Source organism: Chelativorans xinjiangensis, from assembly GCF_009812055.1.
GTDB lineage: Bacteria > Pseudomonadota > Alphaproteobacteria > Rhizobiales > Rhizobiaceae > Chelativorans > Chelativorans xinjiangense.
In genome coordinates this window covers 1-17,607 of sequence record NZ_WQNH01000039.1, presented here as the reverse complement: position 1 = coordinate 17,607, position 17,607 = coordinate 1, and the positions used below count along the sequence as shown (strand labels likewise).

Here is a 17,607-nt window from a genome sequence, read left to right as displayed (position 1 = left end):
GGCTGTGAGCTTCACCGTCAGACAAGCGAACTGGCTCACGGTCGCCGTGTTGCTGGTGATCGTCGGGATCGTCTTTCAGCAGATCGCGACAGACATGGTCGAGCAGGGAATCGCCTCGGGCAGTCCCTACGACAACGCTGCGGCCTATCCGAAGGCGGTTGCGATTCTGCTCGGCGGCATGGCACTGCTTCAGTCGATCCTGATGTTCATCCGGCGCGCGCCCGACGAGCCCCCCGCCTCGGCCAAACAATTGCGCCGGCCGGCTCTGCTGGTGCTCATCTTCGCCGTCTATCTGGCCCTGCTCGGTTGGCTTGGCTATCACCTGACGACCGTGCCGATGCTGGCTGCGGTCATGCTGCTGTGCGGGATGCGCAGGCCAATGCGCATCCTGCCGCAGGCGATCGTGATCTCTTTTGGGCTCGCCTACTTCTTCGAAGCGTATCTGAAGATCGTGCTTCCGGGCGGCGTGTTCCAGCTAAACATTCCTTGGTAAGGTGGCGACGATGCTGGATTCTCTGGCCAGCGGCCTTACTCTGGTCGCAACGCCGTTGGCGATCGGGCTGACCTTTCTTGGCGTCATGTTCGGTCTCATGGTCGGAGCGCTTCCCGGTCTCGGGCCGCTTATGGGCATCATCCTGCTTCTGCCGGTTGCGATCGGCCTGCCGCCTGTCGCGGCGATGGGTTTCCTAATCGCGATCTTCATCGGCGGCTCGTGCGGCGGCTCGATATCGGCCATTCTGCTGCGGATACCCGGCACGCCGCTGGCGGCCGCAACTCTGTTCGACGGCTATCCCATGGCGCAGAAGGGACGGGCCGCGGACGCCATCGGTATCGCCATCTCCGCCTCGGCCCTTGGCGGGCTTTTCGGCGGCGTCGTGCTGATCCTGTTCGCGCCCCTTCTGGCCGGGTTCGCCAGCGGTTTCGCACCGCCCGAGTATACGGCCCTAGCGATTACAGGATTGATCGCCATAGCCGTCGTATCAGATGGCTCGGTCCTCAAGGGGCTGATGACCGGAGTCCTGGGTCTACTGGTCGCCACCATCGGCACGGACGAATTCTCTACTGGCTACCGCTTCACTTTCGGCGCTTACCAGATGCTTGACGGGTTTCACATCGTCGCCATCGTTGTCGGACTGTTCGCAGTGTCCGAAATGGCCTTTCAGGTGACGCGCCCTGGACTGTGCGACAAGCCGGAAATCTCCATAGCGCGGCCGGGCTTCCGTTCAGTCCTGATAACACTGCGCCACTGGTTCAATCTTCTGAGGTCCTCCGCCATCGGCGCGTTCTTCGGGTCGCTGCCCGGTGCTGGCGGCGTCATCAGCTCGTTCTGCGCTTACGCTGTCGCCAAAGCCGCCGCGAAGCCGCACGAGCCCTACGGCGACGGAGCCGAAGGCGGCGTCGTCGCCGCCGAAAGCGCCAATAACGCCACGGTCGGCGGAACGCTGATACCCTCGCTCGCCCTCGGCATCCCAGGGGACGCTTCTTCGGCTGTCCTCATCGGTGCGCTTCTGATCCTGGGCTACTTTCCGGGGCCCACACTCTTCGAACAGCAACCCGAGATCGTGGGCGGAGTGTTCCTCGTCTACATGATCTCCAACGTCTTCCTGTTCATCGCCGGCATCCTGGCAACGCCGCTCTTCGTTTACGTGCTGCGCATCCGGAAGAGCTATCTCGTTCCCACGGTCCTGTTGCTCTGCGTGATCGGAACCTTTGCGTTGCAGGCATCGGTCTTCGACCTCTGGGTCATGCTGGGCTTCGGATTGCTCGGGATTCTGCTCAGATCGGCAAACTATCCGCTGGCGCCCCTGGTGATCGGCGTAATCCTCGGCCCGCTTCTCGAAAACAATCTGCGGCGGTCGCTCCTCATCTCCCGCGAGGGCTACTGGATATTTCTGGACCGACCGGTTTCGGCTACCTTGTTGGCGATCAATGTGCTTCTAATCGCAGGCGCTGTATGGTTCGCGATGCGACGACGAAGCCGAAGCAAGAGCGACACGGAGAGTGCGAACAATTGAAGGCGGAGGTCGTGCCAGTGATGCGGGAGGCGAAGACAGGCAAACATCGTACTTTGGACGCGGCCTTGGATAAAGAGACCAACAGAAATCCAACTCGGAAACGGCAATGAACACCTAGAGCGCGTCTGCTATCTATTTTAGAATGCCAATAGCCGCCAGTCCGGTACCGACCCCCGGGCAGGCGTGTTCCAAGCTGCGTTCTCCTTCTGGCCAATGGTGGCCGAAGGAGAAGTATCATGGGACATTCACAATATGACCCTGCTGTGCAGGAGCGGCGTGCCTGGAATGCCGGCAAGAAGGTCGGCGCGAAACGAGCGTTGAAGCCGCGACAGATATGGGCAATCCGCTTCTTCCTTGATCGCGAACGTCGATTGCGAGATCGCGCGCTGTTCGATCTCGCCATCGACAGTAAACTGCAAGGCTGCGACCTCGTGAAGATCAAGATTGCCACCTTGGTCATCGGGCCGGAGATTCGGACTCGTGCATTGGTGATTCAGCAGAAGACTGGTCGTCCTGTTCAGTTTGAGCTAATGGCCGACGCACGGGCGAGCCTGCTCGCTTGGCTTGAGCGGCGTGGCGGAACGATCAACGACTATGCCTTCCCGAGCCGGATCGATCATTCGGCACACATGAGCACGCGCCAATATGCCCGTCTGGTCGATGAATGGGTTTCGGCCATCGGCCTTCGCCGCGAGGAGTACGGCACGCATTCTCTGCGGCGGACCAAGGCCTCAATAATCTATAAGGCGACAGGCAACTTGCGCGCGGTGCAGATCCTGCTTCGCCACACCAAGATCGAGAACACCGTCCGCTATCTCGGCGTGGACACCGAGGATGCTCTCGCATTGGCAGAGGGGACAGAGGGCGCTGCACCAACGCTTTCAAGTAAGCCGCGGACCAGCTTTCTTGCGTCCTCGTCGAGGCCCACGAGCATGTGCCCACCGGTGTCGTAGATGACAAGCCGGGCATCGTGCTGACTGCGTATTGCCTCCCGCTTTGTTGCGTTCAACACTCCGGTTTGGTCATTCGTATCTCCACCGCCCTGGCGCCGAGAGCGCCGGCGACGCGGCGGGTGTCGTCGCTGGAACTCGCTGCGAAATAGTCGAAGCCGCGCAGGACGCTGACGTCCTCGAAGCCGGCGTCGCGGAACATGTTGAGATAATCGTCCTCGATCGAGGCGCCGACGACGCATTCGGCCCAGAGCTTCGGGTTGGCGCGCGAGTTCTCGCTGATCGGCTTGCCGACGACGATGTCGGCGATCTGCACGGAGCCGCCCGGGGGCAGCACGCGAAAGATCTCGGCGAATGCGCGCGGCTTGTCCGGCACCAGGTTGAGTACGCCGTTGCTGGTGACCACGTCGACGCTGGCGTCCGGGAGCGGGATCGCCTCAGCGTTGCCTTCCAGCACGACGACGTTCTCGGCCCAGCAGTGTTCGACATTGTCGCGCAGCTTGTTGAGCATGGCCGGCGTCATGTCGAGCGCGTAGACCTTGCCCATGAGGCCGACCAGCCGTGCGGCGCTCAGAACGTCGGTGCCCGACCCGGAGCCGATGTCGAGCACGCGGTCGCCGGGCTTGATGATTCCGGCGCGGAACGGGAAGCCGACGCCGGCGAAGGATTCCACCGCGGTGGCAGGGAGGGCGTCCAGCCACTCCTGCGGGTAGCCGACGAAGAGGCAGGCCTCCCGGCCGGTGGGAAAGTGGAAGACCCTTCCCGGTTCGCGCGCGACGTCCGTGTACATGTCGCGGACGGCATTCAGGATCTGCTCCCGATTGAACCCCAACACCGCAACCATGGCGCACCTGCCTTTCTTGTTTTTTCTCTCCGGTTAGAACTCGTCGATGAGCTGCCTGATCTTTTGCTTGAGCCGCACGGTCGGTTTCCGCGTCGCGGTTTCCTGAACCTTGTGGCGCAGGGCGAGCTCGAAATCGACCCTGGAGCAGCAGCTCCGACATTCCTCCAGGTGCTGCGCGATGAGCTTCCTGCGGCTCTCCTCGGCTTCTCCGTCGAGGAATGTCAGGAGATGTTCCACCACCTCTTCGCAGCGAATGTACTTGCTTTCAGGCATCTGCCACCTTCCGCTCCTGTGGATGCAAACCAGTCTCAAGCGCCTGCTCCCACAGAGCTTTCTGCAGCAGGCAGCGGGCGCGGCTGAGCCGCGAGCGCACCGTGCCGACCGGCAGGCCGAGTGCATCGGCGGCTTCCGCGTAAGACTGTCCGTTGGTTTCGACGAGGATCAGCACGGTGCGGAACGCATCCGGGATCGCGTCGATCGCGGCTTCTATGTCCTCGCGCAGCATCTTGGAGATCAACTCCTGCTCGGGATTGCTCCACCAGAGCAGGAAGGGCTGGTGCATCTTCTCGAACAGCGAGAAGCAGCACTCCTCGTCGTCGATATCGAGCGGCTCGAAGCTTTCGGGGCGGACGCGGCGCCGGTTTGACACGAAGGTGTTGGCGAGGATGCGCAACACCCATTTGGGGAAGGACTGACGGTCCGAGAGCTGGCCGAAATGCGCCCAGGCCTTGAGCACGGTCTCGGCCACCAGATCCTCGGCGTCGGCCGGATTGCGCGTCAGCCGCAAGGCGGTCCCGTAGAGGCAGTCGGTCAGCCTCTCGATCTCGGCCCTGAAGAAGGCACGGTCCGGGTCCTCGCCCATGTCGCATCCTGCCATCTGGCGCGCCCGCCCGCAATCGGGCGGAGCGCGACCGCTCAGGCCTTGACCGCCAGAATCGACACGCTCTTGACGCCGTATTTGCGGCTGGCGCACTTGGCGTTGTCGGAGATGAAGGCGTAGGCCGGATTGTCCTCAACGGTCTCGACGCGCATGCCGGCGCGCTCGATCTGGTCGCGGTAACTGTCCTGCTGCGCCGCGCCGCCGATGCAGGCGGCCCACAGCGTGGAGTTGCACACGATGCTGTCGGGCAACTGCACCTCGGTGACGATGTCGGAGATCGCGAAACGGCCGCCGGGTCGAAGCAGACGCGCGACCTCCTCAAAGACCTTCTGCTTGTCGGTGGCGAGGTTGATGACGCCGTTGCTGATGACCACGTCGGCGCAGGCGTCGGTCAGCGGCACCTCCTCGATGTAGCCCTTGATGTAGCTGACATTGACGAAGCCGCCCGCGTCGCGCAGGCGCTCCGCCTTGCGGCGCTGCTCGTCGGTCATGTCGACGCCGATGACGGTGCCGCTCGCGCCGACGTGCAGCGCGGCCATGAAGGTATCCATGCCCGAGCCGCTGCCGAGGTCGACGACGGTCTCGCCGGGCTTGAGGCCGGCTAGGTGGAAGTAATACCCGACGCCCGCGAAGGAGGCGATCGATTCGGCCGGGATGCGGTCGAGATCGGCCGGCGGATAGCCGAGCCGCTCGGCAAGGCCGCGTCCCATCTCGAAATGAAACTCGCCCTGCGGGTTCTCGGCCACGGCGCGGTACATGTCCTTCACCTTGGCTTCCAGATCCCTAGGGTCGAACGCTACGGTCGTCGCGGTCATTGTGATCATTCCTCCTGTTGCCCGGCGGGTGCTCCGGCCGGAGCATTGCCGCGTTCTGCCCTTTACTGAGTGGCGGCCACGCTGGTCGGCTTGCCTTCCTCGCCGACGAAGACGACGAGCAGCCTGCTCGGCCCGTCGGCGACGTTGAAGGCCTGGTGCTTGCGGTTCTGCGCCTCGATGAAGGCCTCGCCGGCCTTGTAGCGATGCGGCTCGCCGCCTTCCGATTTCAGCTCGATCTCGCCTTCCAGCAGGTAGACGTAGACCGGCACCGGATGCTCGTGCAGCGCGGTGCGCCCGCCCTTCTCCAGCGTGCCGATGACCGAGATGATCTCAGGCTTGCCGGTCGGGTAGGTGATCGGCTCATCGTCGCGGGTGACGCTGGTCTTGAGCAGCGGCTCGGTGGTGAAGCCTTCCGGCAGCGCATCGTCCTGCGCGAGCGCGGACCAGGGCGCGAAGCCGATTGCCGCGGCGATGGCGAGCGTCTTCAGGCTTGTGCGTATCATTTTTCTTCTCCTCCTCTTTGGGACGCGCGGGGCGGCGCGTCATCGCTTCGTTCGGCGCCAGCGGGGCGCCGGGGCGGCTCAGAAAGAGAGCGTGGCGGCACCCGCCTTGATGCGCTCGTGCATCTTGCTGGAGCCGACGATCTCGACGCCTTCGATGAGGTCGCCCTGCTCGTAGCCGCGCGACTTCACACAGGGCGTGCAGGCCCACAGTTGCCCGCCGCGCTTGATGAAATCCTGGATGAGCGCGGCAAGCGGCTCGAGCGGCTGGACCTGGGTCATGTCGACCGCCTTCCTGCGCACGAGATCCACCGCGGCGCTCGTGAGGAAGATCGAGACCTTCAGGCCGGCGGTCATGCCTCCGTTGGCGATGGTGAATCCCACGGACGACATCTCGTTGTCCGCACCGTGGCTCATCAGAACGACGAGCTCGCGCGTCCCCTCAGCCATGTTCTCCTCCCTGGCTTGACCCGGGTGTTCCCTTACCCGGCGTCGGCAAGGACGCGAGGAGTGCGAAAAAAGTTCCCGGACCCGCCAGCCGTAAAACCGATGATGCCTGAGACCTGATTTGCGGATGGGATAACAATCCTGACAGCTGCGCATCGGGCGGCCGCGCCTGTCAGCGGCGCGCCATCATGCGGTCATTCATTTCAATGAGCGCCTTTGTCAGCGCTATCGGTCACCTATTTTCATTACGTCTGGTGACCTGAATGTCGTCTCTCGCCGTTTGGGTGCCAGAACCTGCCAGTCGCCTTTCGGCCCCAACGCGAGCTTTTTAGGCTTCCGTACAGTCGCTTGACTCTGCCGATTTGAAAGCGAGGGCTTTCGTCAAGAACCTTGAAGTGTGAAACGCTTCTGTCGTCATCTTCCCGAATGTCGGCACCGTCCCAGCCTTGCTGCCGCAATGTATGGAGACTAGTCTGAGGTCCGCTCGGATTCCCGCTGCATACCGCTTGCCGCGACAGTTCTGACACCCCGGTGCCCAAACCCAACCGTCGCAGCGGGTCCACTCCAACCTCGACGATGGGACCACAAGATGAACCACGAATACCCAGGCACATCCGCCACAGTGGATGATGCCGAGCGCTACCTCTATACCACTCTGGGGTTGCTCGGTCGTGACAAGCTGGGGATGATCCTTCCTCACGAGCACGTCTTCGTCGATCTACGCACGCCCGACAAACCCGGCTATGGTGAGGCCGACGAGGCTGAAGTCGTGGCGGTGATGGCGCCCAAGATCGAAGAGATCAAGCGGCGTGGTGTTACTGCACTGGTCGAATGCTCGACCACCGGCGTCGGGCGCCGAGCCGATTTCGACCTGGCGGTGTCCCGCGCGACCAGCTTTCCGATCGTTGTGCCGACCGGCAGCTATCGCGAACCATGGATCACGCCATCGGTTCGGGAGGCCGACGACGAGGCCCTGGAGGCCTGGATGTTCCACGAACTATCCGAGCGCTTTGAAGAGGCGGATTATCGCGCCGGGTGGATCAAGCTTAGCGCCGGGGACGATGGTATCACATGGTTGGAAGAACGGATCCTGCGTGCTGCGGCCCGTGCCGCTGCTCGCACTGGCGCGGTCATCGGAAGCCACACAATGCGCGGTCGCGTTGCGATGGCACAGCTCGATGTCATTGAACAGGAGGGCCATTCGCCCGACCGCTTCCTCTGGATACACACCCAGAACGAGACAGATCTTGGCTACCATGACGAGGCCGTTTCGCGTGGAGCCTGGATTGAGTATGACCATGTGTCCCGAGCCCCGGATGAGGAGGTCAAATCCCTGATATTGCGAGCGCTAGAGGCGGGTTACGCCAACAACTTACTCATCAGCCACGATGTTGGCTGGTTCGATCCGGCCAAGCCCGGGGGTGGCGTGCCGCGCTCCTATACGCATCTTTCCGACGTCATGATGCCGTCGCTCAAAGCTTCAGGCGTCGACGACGGGACGCTGAAAGTGTTGTCTGAGGACAACCCATTTCGGGCCTATTCTCGCCCCGGCTAGATGCTGATCGCTGTTACAACCGAGCCGTGCCGCTGAAGGATGAGCGCAAACCTGCTTCGGGCGGACAATTCGCTTCAATATGCTGGTTTGATGCGCGAGTGCTGAAGGTTGACATGTGTCTACCGACACTCACTGCGCGACCGTCATGCGCCAATCATGCCATGTCCGTGGAAGCTTTCAAGATAGATATGGGGCCAACGGGTCCGACCGCCTGGTTGATGAGGTCAGCAGCAATTAGGTCTGCTCTAGCGCCCTGGCCTCCGGCCCCTTCTTCCCTTCGACATAACGGACAATCACCGCCTGGCCTTCTTCCAGCGTGGTGATGCCCGATCGGTTCAGCGCCGTTGCATGAACGAAGATGTCCGGGCCCCCGTCGGAGCGTCCGATGAAGCCAAACCCCTTTTCGGCATTGTACCATTTGACCGTGCCAAAAGCCTCGTCTTCCGTTCCATCGTGGCTGGCTGAACTCCGGTGTCGTTCCTGTCGATCGGCAGGAACGGCAGGCGACGACAGGATTTCCGTGACCCTGGTGACGTTCAATCCTTTCGGGCCAGGTTCGATGACGACGCGAAGTCGAGCGCCTTCAGCGATGTCACTGAGGCCGGCAGCTTCCAACTGCTTGACATGAAGGAAGGCCTTGTCGCCGCCCGGCGGCTGAACAAAACCAAATCCCTTTGGAGCGTTGAACCAAAGTACGTCAGCTTCAACAGGATCGGGTTGGGATGTTGCCGACCGAACCGGTTCCGGCCGGCGGCTGAAGTAACTGGGCTCCTGAAAGTCGCCGGGGCCTTCGTCGCCCCATTCGCCCCTTCGGGAACCTCTCTTGTCACTGCGGTGTCTGGTCATCTGCGCAATTGCTCATTTTTCGGCACGTCTAGCGGCAGCGCGGACATCCTTCAATGAAAATATGGTAATCATCGGAAAACGAAAGCGAGTTCCTTTCTCACCGAGACCTCGCCCGCCGTGACAATGCCGAACAGCCGGCAGGGCCGCGTCTCTTGCAAGACGATGCCGCCCTCCACCTGGATTGGCCAGGTACGTCCGCCGGTCAGCTCATCCTAGCGAGTTGCGATCCAGCGGAAAACATTCAGGATGCACAAGGCGCTTCAACGCCCGTTACCCCCATTCCGAACACCGGAAGGTGACCGCCCGCTACCGGCCCCCGAGCTGCTGGCGAGCTCCAAGTTCAGATTCTGTCCAACGGCAATGCGCCTATGATGACCTCGTCATCGTGCCGGTCGGCAAGATACTCCGGGCGACCTGGTGTGTAGCGAACACAGGCTACAGGATTGTCGCGCGTGACATGGATACAGCCCGCTTCCGTGCCGTGGCCGAATATCTGGTTCATGTCACCCGCCGGTCGCGGGAGCCAGTGCGCATGGCCGCCACCCCCGATCTCATAGCCGCGTCCTGCCTGGGCTGATGCCTTTTTCGTCCCGACGTGGAACAATCCGGCAGGCCATGACGTCTCCTCTAGCAAAGGCGGATAATCCGCCATGACGGGAGGAGATCATGACACGACAGGTTTCGCGCCACCCGCAGCGGCAGCTTTCTGCACACGAGGTTCGCCAACTTTACGCCGAGCGGCCTGAGCAGGCTGACTGGCTGGTTTTCGGGCGATTGGCAAATTCCGATCGCCGAGGATTCCTGCGGGGAGCCGGCCTCGCCACGATGGGTGCGATGCTCGGCGCATCGATACCTTTCCACCGCAACATGCCGGCAGGACTGATGCCAGTCGCCTTCGCACAAGAAACCGGAATGGAACTCATGAATGGCAAGGACGGGCTGACCGTGCTGAACGACCGGCCGCTCAATGCCGAGACCCCGCCTTATCTCCTTGACGATGAGGTGACGCCCTATTCCCGGCACTTCCTGCGCTTCAATGGGCTCGTGCCGCAGACCGCATTGGATCAAAACGCCGAGGGCTGGAAACTTACAATCGACGGCGAGGTCGACAACGAGCTCGAGTTGACGATCGACGATCTGAAGAACAACTTTGAGACAGTGACCCAACGGTTGTGGATCGAGTGCGGCGGCAATGGCCGCGCCTATTTCGAGCCAGGCGCCTCGGGCAATCAGTGGACCGTCGGCGCCGTCGGCTGTTCGGAGTGGACAGGTGTGCGGCTGCGCGATGTGCTGAATGCCGCCGGCATAAGGGATAGCGCGGTATATACTGGTCACTACGGCAACGACGTCGATGTTTCGGGCGATTCCGACAAGGTCGTCATCTCGCGCGGGGTGCCCATCGAAAAGGCGATGGAGCCGGAAAACTTGATCGCCTGGGAGATGAATGGCGAGCCCGTGCCGGCACTGCACGGTTTCCCGCTGCGTCTCATCATCACCGGCTATCCGGGATCGGCCTCGCAGAAGTACCTGACCCGCATTTGGGTGCGCGACAAGGAGCATGATGGCGCGAAAATGACCGGCTACTCGTACCGGCTTCCGGCTTATCCGGTGGCACCGGGAACGGAGGTGCCGGAACAGGACATGGAGATCCTCACCGTGATGCCCGTGAAATCGATCATCACCTTCCCACAGACCGGGGCGGAAGTGCCGACCGGCCAGGCGAGCGAGGTCCGCGGCAAGGCCTGGTGTGGCAAGGGCGACGTCGTGGCGATGCACATCTCCATCGATTTCGGCCAGACCTGGGCGGAGGCCGAAATCGACCCGCCGGCCAATAAATTCGCCTGGCAGAGCTGGCGGGCCAGCGTGACGCTGCCGGAGGCAGGCTACTACGAGGTCTGGGCCCGTGCGACAGACGGAGATGGCATGATGCAACCCCCTGTCGTTCCAGGCTGGAACCCGCGCGGGTACGGCAACAACATGCAGCACCGCATTGCGTTGCTAGCCGTTTGAGACTTGTAGCGAAAGTGGCGTTGGCGCAAGGTCGCGGACTGAAACACTCGCTGATCGGCCGGTCCGTATCCATTGCCATGGCCGTGATTCTCGGGGGTCTCGGCCCGTTCGTCTTCCCGATCAGCAAGCCCGCTGTGGCGCAGTCGGCGGGCAGGTATGATCCGATGGCGCCGCGCCGCGGCAGAGCCGAACCGAAGATCGAAGTTCCCCTGAACACGGAGTTCGGCGGCCTCCCGGATACTCCCGGTGTGGAGGATGTCTACTATACGTGTTCAGGTTGCCATTCGCTTGCGATCGTAAAACAGCAGCGGCTGACGGATGCCCGCTGGGATTATACATTGAGGTGGATGATTGAGGTACAGAAGATGCCTGAACCGGACGGGGGAACGAAGCAGCGCATTCTTGACTATCTCAAACGCCATTTCTCATCGGAGAGATGACGCGTACGATGCGCTCGCTCCGGTCGGCGCGGCGTCCATGACAGCCAATTGGTCTACGCATTCAATGGTCCGGTCTCGATTCTAACGGACTCCATAATATTATAGCTCTCAGATAGCGAAATCCGAAGACTTGTCAGGGCGCGATATGTCGATGGATCCGACCACGGCAGCCGCAATTGCCGGCGATGATGGCGTCAGTTGCGAGCGCCTGATCGACGCCGTGACAAAGTAAGCGATTTCCAAGCGTGATCCCGAAGGCCTTGCCACATCCTGGAACAGCAAAGCCAAGCGCCTCAAGGGGTGCTCACACAGCCCATTTCGCCAAGCGGCAAAGACCGGGATATCACGCCTGAATCTAGGCCCGATCAGGGAGACAGCCTTCGAACTTGACCAGGTAAAAGAAGAGGTTCATCGCCTCTGGCCACGGGGCGCAGGCTCGCCTCGATATGATGCGGCCGAAACCGCACAAGCTTGCTGATCTCCTCCACAGCGGTCTGCTCAGTGTCCGCATTCACTTCCCATTGCTCGGTCGCTTCGGTCTCGTCTTCGAGCCATGTCGTCTTCACCAGCCAGATTGGCATCAGGATTCGTGCTCCGCGTGTGGTAGTTCCCATGCATCGCCTGGCAGTATGGCCCCCGAGACTACTACTTCCCGGTGTTCGGCGTGTTCGGCAGCCCCACTGCCTTCCGGGATAGGCCGTGCTGCTTGATGGGTGCGGTCAAATTGAGATTAACGGGACCGGCGACCTCGCCGAGCGCAATCAGGATCCGTCTCAATATCCCGGTTTCATCTCCCGGCATGCCTTCTTCGAGGGCCACCGCTTCCTCCGAGGCGTTATACTCCCAGCGGCGCAGGATCTCGATCTTCTGATCTCGCGTGAGTGACGCATCGTGGAGGACGTCCTTTGGCTGGGCAAAGAACGAGGCAGGGTCCTGAACCGCCTTCTCGAATTCAGCAGGCATGATCACCCCCCAAGATCTGCGGCATGTCGAGCGCTGACTATTCCTGGCTGACAAACGTCAGATACATCAGCACCAGATAGATCACAGGAATCGCGGTCAGCACGCCCAACTCGATCCCCAAGGGAGCGCAGTTGGTCAGCCACATTCGATACCCGACATACAGAACCGCCGCGAGGATCATCACAGCACCTACAACCCACGGCGTGAGGCGATTCCTCTTCATGATGCTTGTCCTCATCCCAATTTCGCTGATCGCGTAATTTCTACTCCGTGCAGCGCATTGCGCTTTGATTCCAATCAACAGGAAGAACGATGGGGCTCCATCAGCAGGAACAATTGGGCATTTTGTGCAAAGTCCATTCTCAGTGCTCCCAGTGACGAGGATTTCCGGAATCAACCTACGATACGAGCGTCAAGAGCGGCATTTGACCGAAGTCAACGCAGCGGCCTTCAATTCATTCAATGATATCAAAATGCGGGCAGTTGAACGGAAACGAGAAAAGGCGCCTCTGTGGCGTGTCAGGCCGATCTATGAGCTCACTGCCGGCAAACACCATCGAGGTGACGATTATGCCGATATGCGAAACTTGTGGGAACGACTACGACAAGACGTTCGAACTCCTGATGCACGGCGAGAAACATGTGTTCGACAGTTTTGAATGCGCCATAAGAGCGCTCGCTCCGGTTTGTGCCCACTGCGGCACGCGCATCGTCGGCCACGGCCTGGAACGCAGCGGCACCTTCTTCTGCTGCAAGCACTGCGCAAAAGCCGAAGGCGTGAGCGGCTTGCGCGACAGGATCTGACGCGCCCCGGTGGGTTTTGAACAATCCTTCGATTATTGCAAATGTTGCCGACAGGCAGACGAACCAGGGGATCGAAATGCACGGCTTTGTGGACGATATCGAAAAGTTGACCGCGGAAAACACCGATTTCCGGCGCGTTCTCTATACGGGAAAGAACCTGCAGCTCGTTCTGATGTCTGTTCAACCCGGCGATGACCTCGGTGAGGAAGTGCACGAAGACCGCGATCAGTTCTTTCGTGTTGAACAAGGAAAGGGTGAGGTGTGGATTGACGGAAATCGGTCACAGGTGGAGGCTGACGATGCATTTATCGTGCCCGCCGGTGCCCGCCATAACGTAAAATGCTCCGGAAACGAACCACTTCGCCTCTACACGATCTACGGGCCGCCCGAGCACCGTGACGGAACGATACACACCACCAAAGCCGATGGCGAGGCGCACGAGGAGCATTTCGACGGCAAAACGACCGAGTGATCGCGCGGTCGATTGGGGTTGGCTTCGTAGGCTTATGACGAGCAAGGCCAGTAATCAGTCCAGACGGTCGGTGAACGTAGTGGCGACAACAGTGCTGACGCTTCGGGCATGCTACTCGGTTCCGTACGATAGGCGAGCCGACGTCCACGGCTGGCGCATTGGTTGCAGGGCGTCCAACTTCCTGTTGGCAGTTGGGGCTGCAGGTACCTTCCCCTGCATCCTGCCGTCTTAACGCCCGAAACCCGCGGTCGGTGTATCCGCCCTATTCAACAGACCGGCCAAATGGTTGCCAACCCGATTTGCATAGGCAGCGGTTTGCCTCTTTTCATCAAAAGACCATTTCCGGGGCGATCCGAAATGCGTCGACGGCATTCCTATGATTGTTCCGGATGCGGTGAGGGGCGTTGATTGCACAGCCCGGAAGCCTGTTTCGCGAGCTATGTCGACGATAGAGGAAAATGCGGGGTCGTCATTGATGTCTTCGAGCCAAATAGAGGCTCCTTGGGCCAGGGCGCCACAGGCCGAACCGTCATTCGCCGTCACAACGCGAAATGGTCTAGAAACGGCTTACGAAAATTGCGCTGCGCGCCGATCAGCAGGCTCTGAGTTTCCGGTTCATATAGCTGAATATTGCCGAAGTCGGCCTTGTGCATCCTTACCGCGTCGTCGAGAAACACTTGGAGCAACCTTCCGACCGCGACTTCCCTTGCGGCGTGTGCGTGATGCGACGCCTCATCCAACTCCGTCAGTTCGCGTTCGGCAGCCTCAACAAGCAGCTTCAGGGACAGTCGCCGCTCTCCATCGCTCTCCGCTTGCATCAGTCTGCGGTAGTTCGCGGCATTCTCTCGTAAGATGAAGCGCCACATTGGAAGGTCTCCGGAGAGTGTGGCGACATCATACAGCGGGCGATGTGCCATGCTCAAGGGACGAGCCGATCTTCGTTTTAGCTGGAAAGTGGCAGAAGGTTAGGAACGCGCCGTCGGCACGTTCCAACACGGCGGCTACGTCAAACGTTAGGGGTGGGCTTCTCATGTGCCCGGAGGCGCCGTTCAAAATCTAACCAGACGATGTGGGCCGATATATTCAGTCCTTAGGCCGTCATTCCGGGCATTGCGGACCAGAAGGTTGACGCCCGCGAGATCGGTTATGATGTGGTCACCGTTGTTGCTGAAGAAAGCCGAGTTTGCGTTCTGCCGCGCCCACAGATGCGCCTCCCTAGTCACGATCGCCACCAGCCATCCTGTGCTTTTGGAGTAGCTCACGCGAAAATCCGACTGTCCTAAAGCATCGTTGTGGGTTTCGTGTTGACCAGCCATTTAGAACCTCCCCACTTATCCAACAGTTAAATGGCCTCCGTTGGCGCAGCGTCGGCAGTGAAGTGGGAATCGTTATTATGGTGCTCAGGCCCGTCATTGATCCTCGTCAAACTACTATAGGTAGAATTGCTGGTTCCAAGCGGATACGGGTCAAACAACGGTGAAACATTGATCGGCAGCAAAACCACCCTTTAGCGTCATTACCTGTGCTGCGGTAATGACCGTTTCGGCTCGATCGTGACCTCAATCCCAGCAGGTTCAGCCTCCTCAATCGGACGTCCCCTATTGGCCTCGCAGATGCAAGAAGCGGTCAGCTTGCTCCCGGCCCCTGATTGGTCGTTCAACATGGTCCGCAATTCTGGTTGCTCAACTCTTTGGAGCAACCCCATGGTGGATTCGGAAAAGATTGTCGGGATCATAAGTGACCTTGACCTTCTGCAGGCGCGCATAGTTCTCGCCCCAGAAGGCTTGTTCCCAATCAGCTTCAAAGTAGTCGCTCTCGGAGACATATGATCCTTCCGCCGGGACGTGGGCCTTAAGCGCATTCATGGCGGAGCGGACCCGCTCCGCCTGCCGCCGTGCAAGGCCAACATCGGGTTCGAAGCCGCGAACGCCGGGATAGGCCGGCGGACCTTCCGCACCACAGATAGCAAGCGCGAAGCTGTCGGTCACAACGGGATTGGTGGCAGTTTGCGTACGTACGCGTTCGCGAACATCGTCAGGGGATCCGGCGAGGCCCTTGTTGGTGTGGAGTGTAATGCTCCAATGCCGTGATGCCTCGAACAGCCCGGCAGCGAGTGATCCTTGCAATGCCGGTTCGAGCGAGGTGCTCGGCACCCAAGCCGATGCGAAAGCATGCAGGAACTGGCCAGATTCCCCCCTGTTGCCGGCCCAGTAGATCCGGTCCTGATTGGCTCCGGGTTGGTCATCCGTAAGTACGATGCCCGGAAGCGTCCTCAGAAAATCTGGATCCCAGAACTGCCGTGCCTCGAGAACGATGGCTGTCGGGTCGGAAAAGGCAAAGTCGTCAGGACGATCGCGCAGCCAGGCCCAGAATGGCCCCCAAAGCGTTTCGACCTGCTGCTGACTGAGGCCTTGGCAGAGCATCGAAATCCTGAGCACATTGTCCGGCCGGAAGCCGATCTGCTCGCCCCAATGCGGGTTGTAGAGATCATCGGCGTAGAACTGCAGCATCCGTGCGATGAGGGCGCGATAGGCCTCGTCCGACCGTGCGGAAATATCGGCGAACACCGCGCCGATCGTCGCCGGCATGTCATGCGTGCGCAAAGTGACGCGCGTAACGACACCGAAGGTCCCACCGCCGCCACCCTTGAGAGCGAAGAAAAGCTCGGGATCCCGAACAGCATTGACGATGCGTATCACACCGTCCGCCGTCACGACTTCCGCCTCCACAAGGCTCGAGGCCGCCGTACCGAACGCCTTCGAGAGGCTGCCGAAGCCACCGCTCTGGATGAGACCGGCGACGCCGACTGTCAGGCAGCCGCCCCCCTGAACGTAGCGGCCGGCCCCGGCGCAGACTTGCTTGTAGACTTCTCCCCATATCGCCCCTGCGCCGACAGACACGGCTGGCGTTGGTTCCACATCGCTGCCGTCCGGCGTGAAGGCATCGTGCACTTCGATAGCATTCATCCGGCGTGTCCAGATTAGCAACGAGTCCGCTGCATTGGAGCCGCCGGCATAGCTGTGGCCGCCGCCCTTCACGACAAGCCGGATTCCTTGGTCGCGGGCGAAATTGATCGCTGCGGCGATGTCGGCCGCGGAGGCCGCTTCCAGCACCCTGTTGCTCGGCTGGCTGACCCACGCATCCACCCACCCCATAGTTTGCGTGAGAGCCGGGTTGTCGCCAAGAAAATAGGGGTTGCGGGCCGATGCGAAGAAGGCGGCGCAGTCCTTGCCTCCGGGCTCGGCAAGGCAGCGCTCCAATGGCCATTCCACCGAAGCGAGCCGGTCTCCCACCCGGCTAGCCAGCGCAGTCCAATCCGGGCCGCCACTGCGAGTCGGCATGGGTCTCGTCTCCGCCCATGCCTGCGGCAACGAGAGAAGCCCCACGGTCAGACCGGCCCCGGTTAAGAGCAGATCGCGCCTGCATATCATGACGTTGGCTTCAGGTATGACGGCCTGACAGCCTCGGAAGACTGTGGCTTTGCCTTCGCTCCTGGCACCATTCATTTCTTAAGTTACTGACATCATTGATGTTTTTCGCCCTAATTTTCCCACCGGGTTGGTATCCTCGAAAGAAGTGGGAAAGTCTGTTGCCGTTTCGTCCACGGGCACCAGCAAGTGCATAGCCTCGGCGGCAAGCCGTTTGCGATTGGCGCGGCGCGTGTAGCGTTCCGCTTCCTTCAGCGTTTCCCAACCGTGGATCGCCATCAGCTGATGCGATGTCGCGCCGCCCCTGTCTTCGATCGACACTAGAGTGGTTCACGATTTGACGGAAGCGTATCCGGCGTTTGCGAAGCAGTTTTCGCATTCGCTGGGTTCAATGGTTGAGACGAGGTGGCCGATGTGTCGCCAGGTCTCCTTGATCGTGCGCTTTTGGGCTGATCACCTCGCATAAGAGCATTCCAGCTATCTGGGTCGGTCGCGGTAAGAAGTGTGCCCCTGCGCTTGCTCACGTTATATGGCAGGCCATCAGGTCGAGCTCAGTGCCTGAATCATAAAGATCGGTTGGATTTCATGGTCTTGCGAGCCGCCGCGTGAGCATGCGGATGCTGGCGATGAGAACCCAG

General features: G+C 60.7%; 24 protein-coding genes and 1 pseudogene. 8 read left to right on the top strand and 17 right to left on the bottom strand.

All coding sequences use genetic code 11. The annotated features are described in order from the left end of the window. The first annotated feature begins 4 nt into the window (after nt 1-4). The 3 genes from GM910_RS19805 to GM910_RS19795 all read left to right on the top strand — a co-directional run bounded on the left by GM910_RS19805 (nt 5) and on the right by GM910_RS19795 (nt 2,968). On the top strand, nt 5-493 hold the full coding sequence (locus GM910_RS19805; RefSeq protein WP_159590409.1) for a tripartite tricarboxylate transporter TctB family protein: 489 nt from the start codon (nt 5-7) through the stop codon (nt 491-493). 10 nt (nt 494-503) lie between these two features. Beyond that, entirely contained in the window at nt 504-2,015 is a 1,512-nt protein-coding gene (locus GM910_RS19800; protein WP_159590407.1) for a tripartite tricarboxylate transporter permease, read from the top strand. 236 nt (nt 2,016-2,251) lie between these two features. Continuing rightward, nucleotides 2,252-2,968: a tyrosine-type recombinase/integrase gene (locus GM910_RS19795; RefSeq protein WP_159590405.1), complete on the top strand. Its 717-nt coding sequence runs from the start codon at nt 2,252-2,254 to the stop codon at nt 2,966-2,968. 52 nt (nt 2,969-3,020) lie between these two features. Here the strand turns inward: GM910_RS19795 and GM910_RS19790 are convergent, their stop codons facing one another. The 6 genes from GM910_RS19790 to GM910_RS19765 form a co-directional block, all read right to left on the bottom strand. After that, a complete protein-coding gene (locus tag GM910_RS19790) occupies nt 3,021-3,809 on the bottom strand; it encodes a methyltransferase domain-containing protein (RefSeq protein WP_159590403.1) in 789 nt (262 codons plus the stop codon). 33 nt (nt 3,810-3,842) lie between these two features. Then, nucleotides 3,843-4,082, bottom strand: coding sequence for an anti-sigma factor family protein (locus tag GM910_RS19785; RefSeq protein WP_159590401.1), 240 nt, complete (start codon nt 4,080-4,082; stop codon nt 3,843-3,845). Further along, complete coding sequence (locus GM910_RS19780) at nt 4,075-4,686, bottom strand: sigma-70 family RNA polymerase sigma factor (RefSeq protein ID WP_246226232.1); 612 nt, start codon at nt 4,684-4,686, stop codon at nt 4,075-4,077. The genes GM910_RS19785 and GM910_RS19780 overlap by 8 nt, the downstream gene beginning before the upstream one ends. 38 nt (nt 4,687-4,724) lie before the next feature. Continuing rightward, entirely contained in the window at nt 4,725-5,504 is a 780-nt protein-coding gene (locus GM910_RS19775) for a methyltransferase domain-containing protein (protein WP_159590399.1), read from the bottom strand. A gap of 62 nt (nt 5,505-5,566) precedes the next feature. Continuing rightward, a complete protein-coding gene (locus GM910_RS19770; RefSeq protein ID WP_159590397.1) occupies nt 5,567-6,007 on the bottom strand; it encodes a cupin domain-containing protein in 441 nt (146 codons plus the stop codon). Nucleotides 6,008-6,085: 78 nt separating this feature from the next. Beyond that, entirely contained in the window at nt 6,086-6,454 is a 369-nt protein-coding gene (locus tag GM910_RS19765) for a DsrE family protein (RefSeq protein WP_159590395.1), read from the bottom strand. A 586-nt stretch (nt 6,455-7,040) separates the two neighbouring features. Between GM910_RS19765 and GM910_RS19760 the strand changes: the two genes are divergently transcribed. Continuing rightward, entirely contained in the window at nt 7,041-8,006 is a 966-nt protein-coding gene (locus GM910_RS19760) for a phosphotriesterase family protein (RefSeq protein ID WP_246226231.1), read from the top strand. Nucleotides 8,007-8,240: 234 nt separating this feature from the next. Here GM910_RS19760 and GM910_RS27665 read toward each other — a convergent pair whose 3' ends face one another. Both GM910_RS27665 and GM910_RS19750 read right to left on the bottom strand, forming a co-directional pair. After that, nucleotides 8,241-8,852: a cold-shock protein gene (locus tag GM910_RS27665; RefSeq protein WP_159590393.1), complete on the bottom strand. Its 612-nt coding sequence runs from the start codon at nt 8,850-8,852 to the stop codon at nt 8,241-8,243. A 340-nt stretch (nt 8,853-9,192) separates the two neighbouring features. Then, nucleotides 9,193-9,354, bottom strand: coding sequence for a hypothetical protein (locus tag GM910_RS19750; RefSeq protein WP_159590391.1), 162 nt, complete (start codon nt 9,352-9,354; stop codon nt 9,193-9,195). 164 nt (nt 9,355-9,518) lie between these two features. Between GM910_RS19750 and GM910_RS19745 the strand changes: the two genes are divergently transcribed. Further along, nucleotides 9,519-10,862 carry a sulfite oxidase gene (locus GM910_RS19745; protein WP_159590389.1) on the top strand — a complete coding sequence of 448 codons (1,344 nt, stop codon included), beginning with the start codon at nt 9,519-9,521 and terminating at the stop codon, nt 10,860-10,862. A 20-nt stretch (nt 10,863-10,882) separates the two neighbouring features. Further along, nucleotides 10,883-11,302, top strand: coding sequence for a hypothetical protein (locus GM910_RS19740; RefSeq protein WP_201285555.1), 420 nt, complete (start codon nt 10,883-10,885; stop codon nt 11,300-11,302). Nucleotides 11,303-11,667: 365 nt separating this feature from the next. Here GM910_RS19740 and GM910_RS19735 read toward each other — a convergent pair whose 3' ends face one another. From GM910_RS19735 to GM910_RS19725, 3 genes are all read right to left on the bottom strand, one after another. Beyond that, on the bottom strand, nt 11,668-11,883 hold the full coding sequence (locus tag GM910_RS19735; protein ID WP_159590387.1) for a hypothetical protein: 216 nt from the start codon (nt 11,881-11,883) through the stop codon (nt 11,668-11,670). Between the two features lie 64 nt (nt 11,884-11,947). Continuing rightward, nucleotides 11,948-12,265 (bottom strand): hypothetical protein, encoded by a 318-nt coding sequence (locus GM910_RS19730; protein WP_159590385.1) that lies wholly within the window; start codon nt 12,263-12,265, stop codon nt 11,948-11,950. Between the two features lie 37 nt (nt 12,266-12,302). Then, entirely contained in the window at nt 12,303-12,488 is a 186-nt protein-coding gene (locus GM910_RS19725) for a hypothetical protein (RefSeq protein WP_159590383.1), read from the bottom strand. A gap of 308 nt (nt 12,489-12,796) precedes the next feature. Here GM910_RS19725 and GM910_RS19720 point away from each other — a divergent pair, with 308 nt between their 5' ends. Both GM910_RS19720 and GM910_RS19715 read left to right on the top strand, forming a co-directional pair. Then, a complete protein-coding gene (locus tag GM910_RS19720; protein ID WP_246226230.1) occupies nt 12,797-13,069 on the top strand; it encodes a hypothetical protein in 273 nt (90 codons plus the stop codon). Nucleotides 13,070-13,145: 76 nt separating this feature from the next. Then, complete coding sequence (locus GM910_RS19715) at nt 13,146-13,541, top strand: cupin domain-containing protein (protein WP_159590381.1); 396 nt, start codon at nt 13,146-13,148, stop codon at nt 13,539-13,541. A gap of 228 nt (nt 13,542-13,769) precedes the next feature. Here the strand turns inward: GM910_RS19715 and GM910_RS27870 are convergent, their stop codons facing one another. From GM910_RS27870 to GM910_RS27390, 6 genes and pseudogenes are all read right to left on the bottom strand, one after another. Further along, entirely contained in the window at nt 13,770-14,084 is a 315-nt protein-coding gene (locus GM910_RS27870) for a GAF domain-containing protein (RefSeq protein WP_159590379.1), read from the bottom strand. Then, entirely contained in the window at nt 14,081-14,407 is a 327-nt protein-coding gene (locus GM910_RS19705; protein ID WP_159590377.1) for a hypothetical protein, read from the bottom strand. Before GM910_RS19705 ends, GM910_RS27870 begins: the two co-directional genes overlap by 4 nt. A 183-nt stretch (nt 14,408-14,590) precedes the next feature. Next, complete coding sequence (locus GM910_RS19700) at nt 14,591-14,857, bottom strand: hypothetical protein (RefSeq protein WP_159590375.1); 267 nt, start codon at nt 14,855-14,857, stop codon at nt 14,591-14,593. Nucleotides 14,858-15,223: 366 nt separating this feature from the next. After that, nucleotides 15,224-16,882 carry an FAD-dependent oxidoreductase gene (locus GM910_RS19695; RefSeq protein WP_201285554.1) on the bottom strand — a complete coding sequence of 553 codons (1,659 nt, stop codon included), beginning with the start codon at nt 16,880-16,882 and terminating at the stop codon, nt 15,224-15,226. Nucleotides 16,883-17,050: 168 nt separating this feature from the next. Beyond that, nucleotides 17,051-17,290, bottom strand: coding sequence for a hypothetical protein (locus tag GM910_RS19690; RefSeq protein ID WP_159590373.1), 240 nt, complete (start codon nt 17,288-17,290; stop codon nt 17,051-17,053). Between the two features lie 9 nt (nt 17,291-17,299). Beyond that, nucleotides 17,300-17,419: pseudogene (locus GM910_RS27390) on the bottom strand (IS630 family transposase); the annotation flags it as partial. Nucleotides 17,420-17,607: the final 188 nt, after the last annotated feature.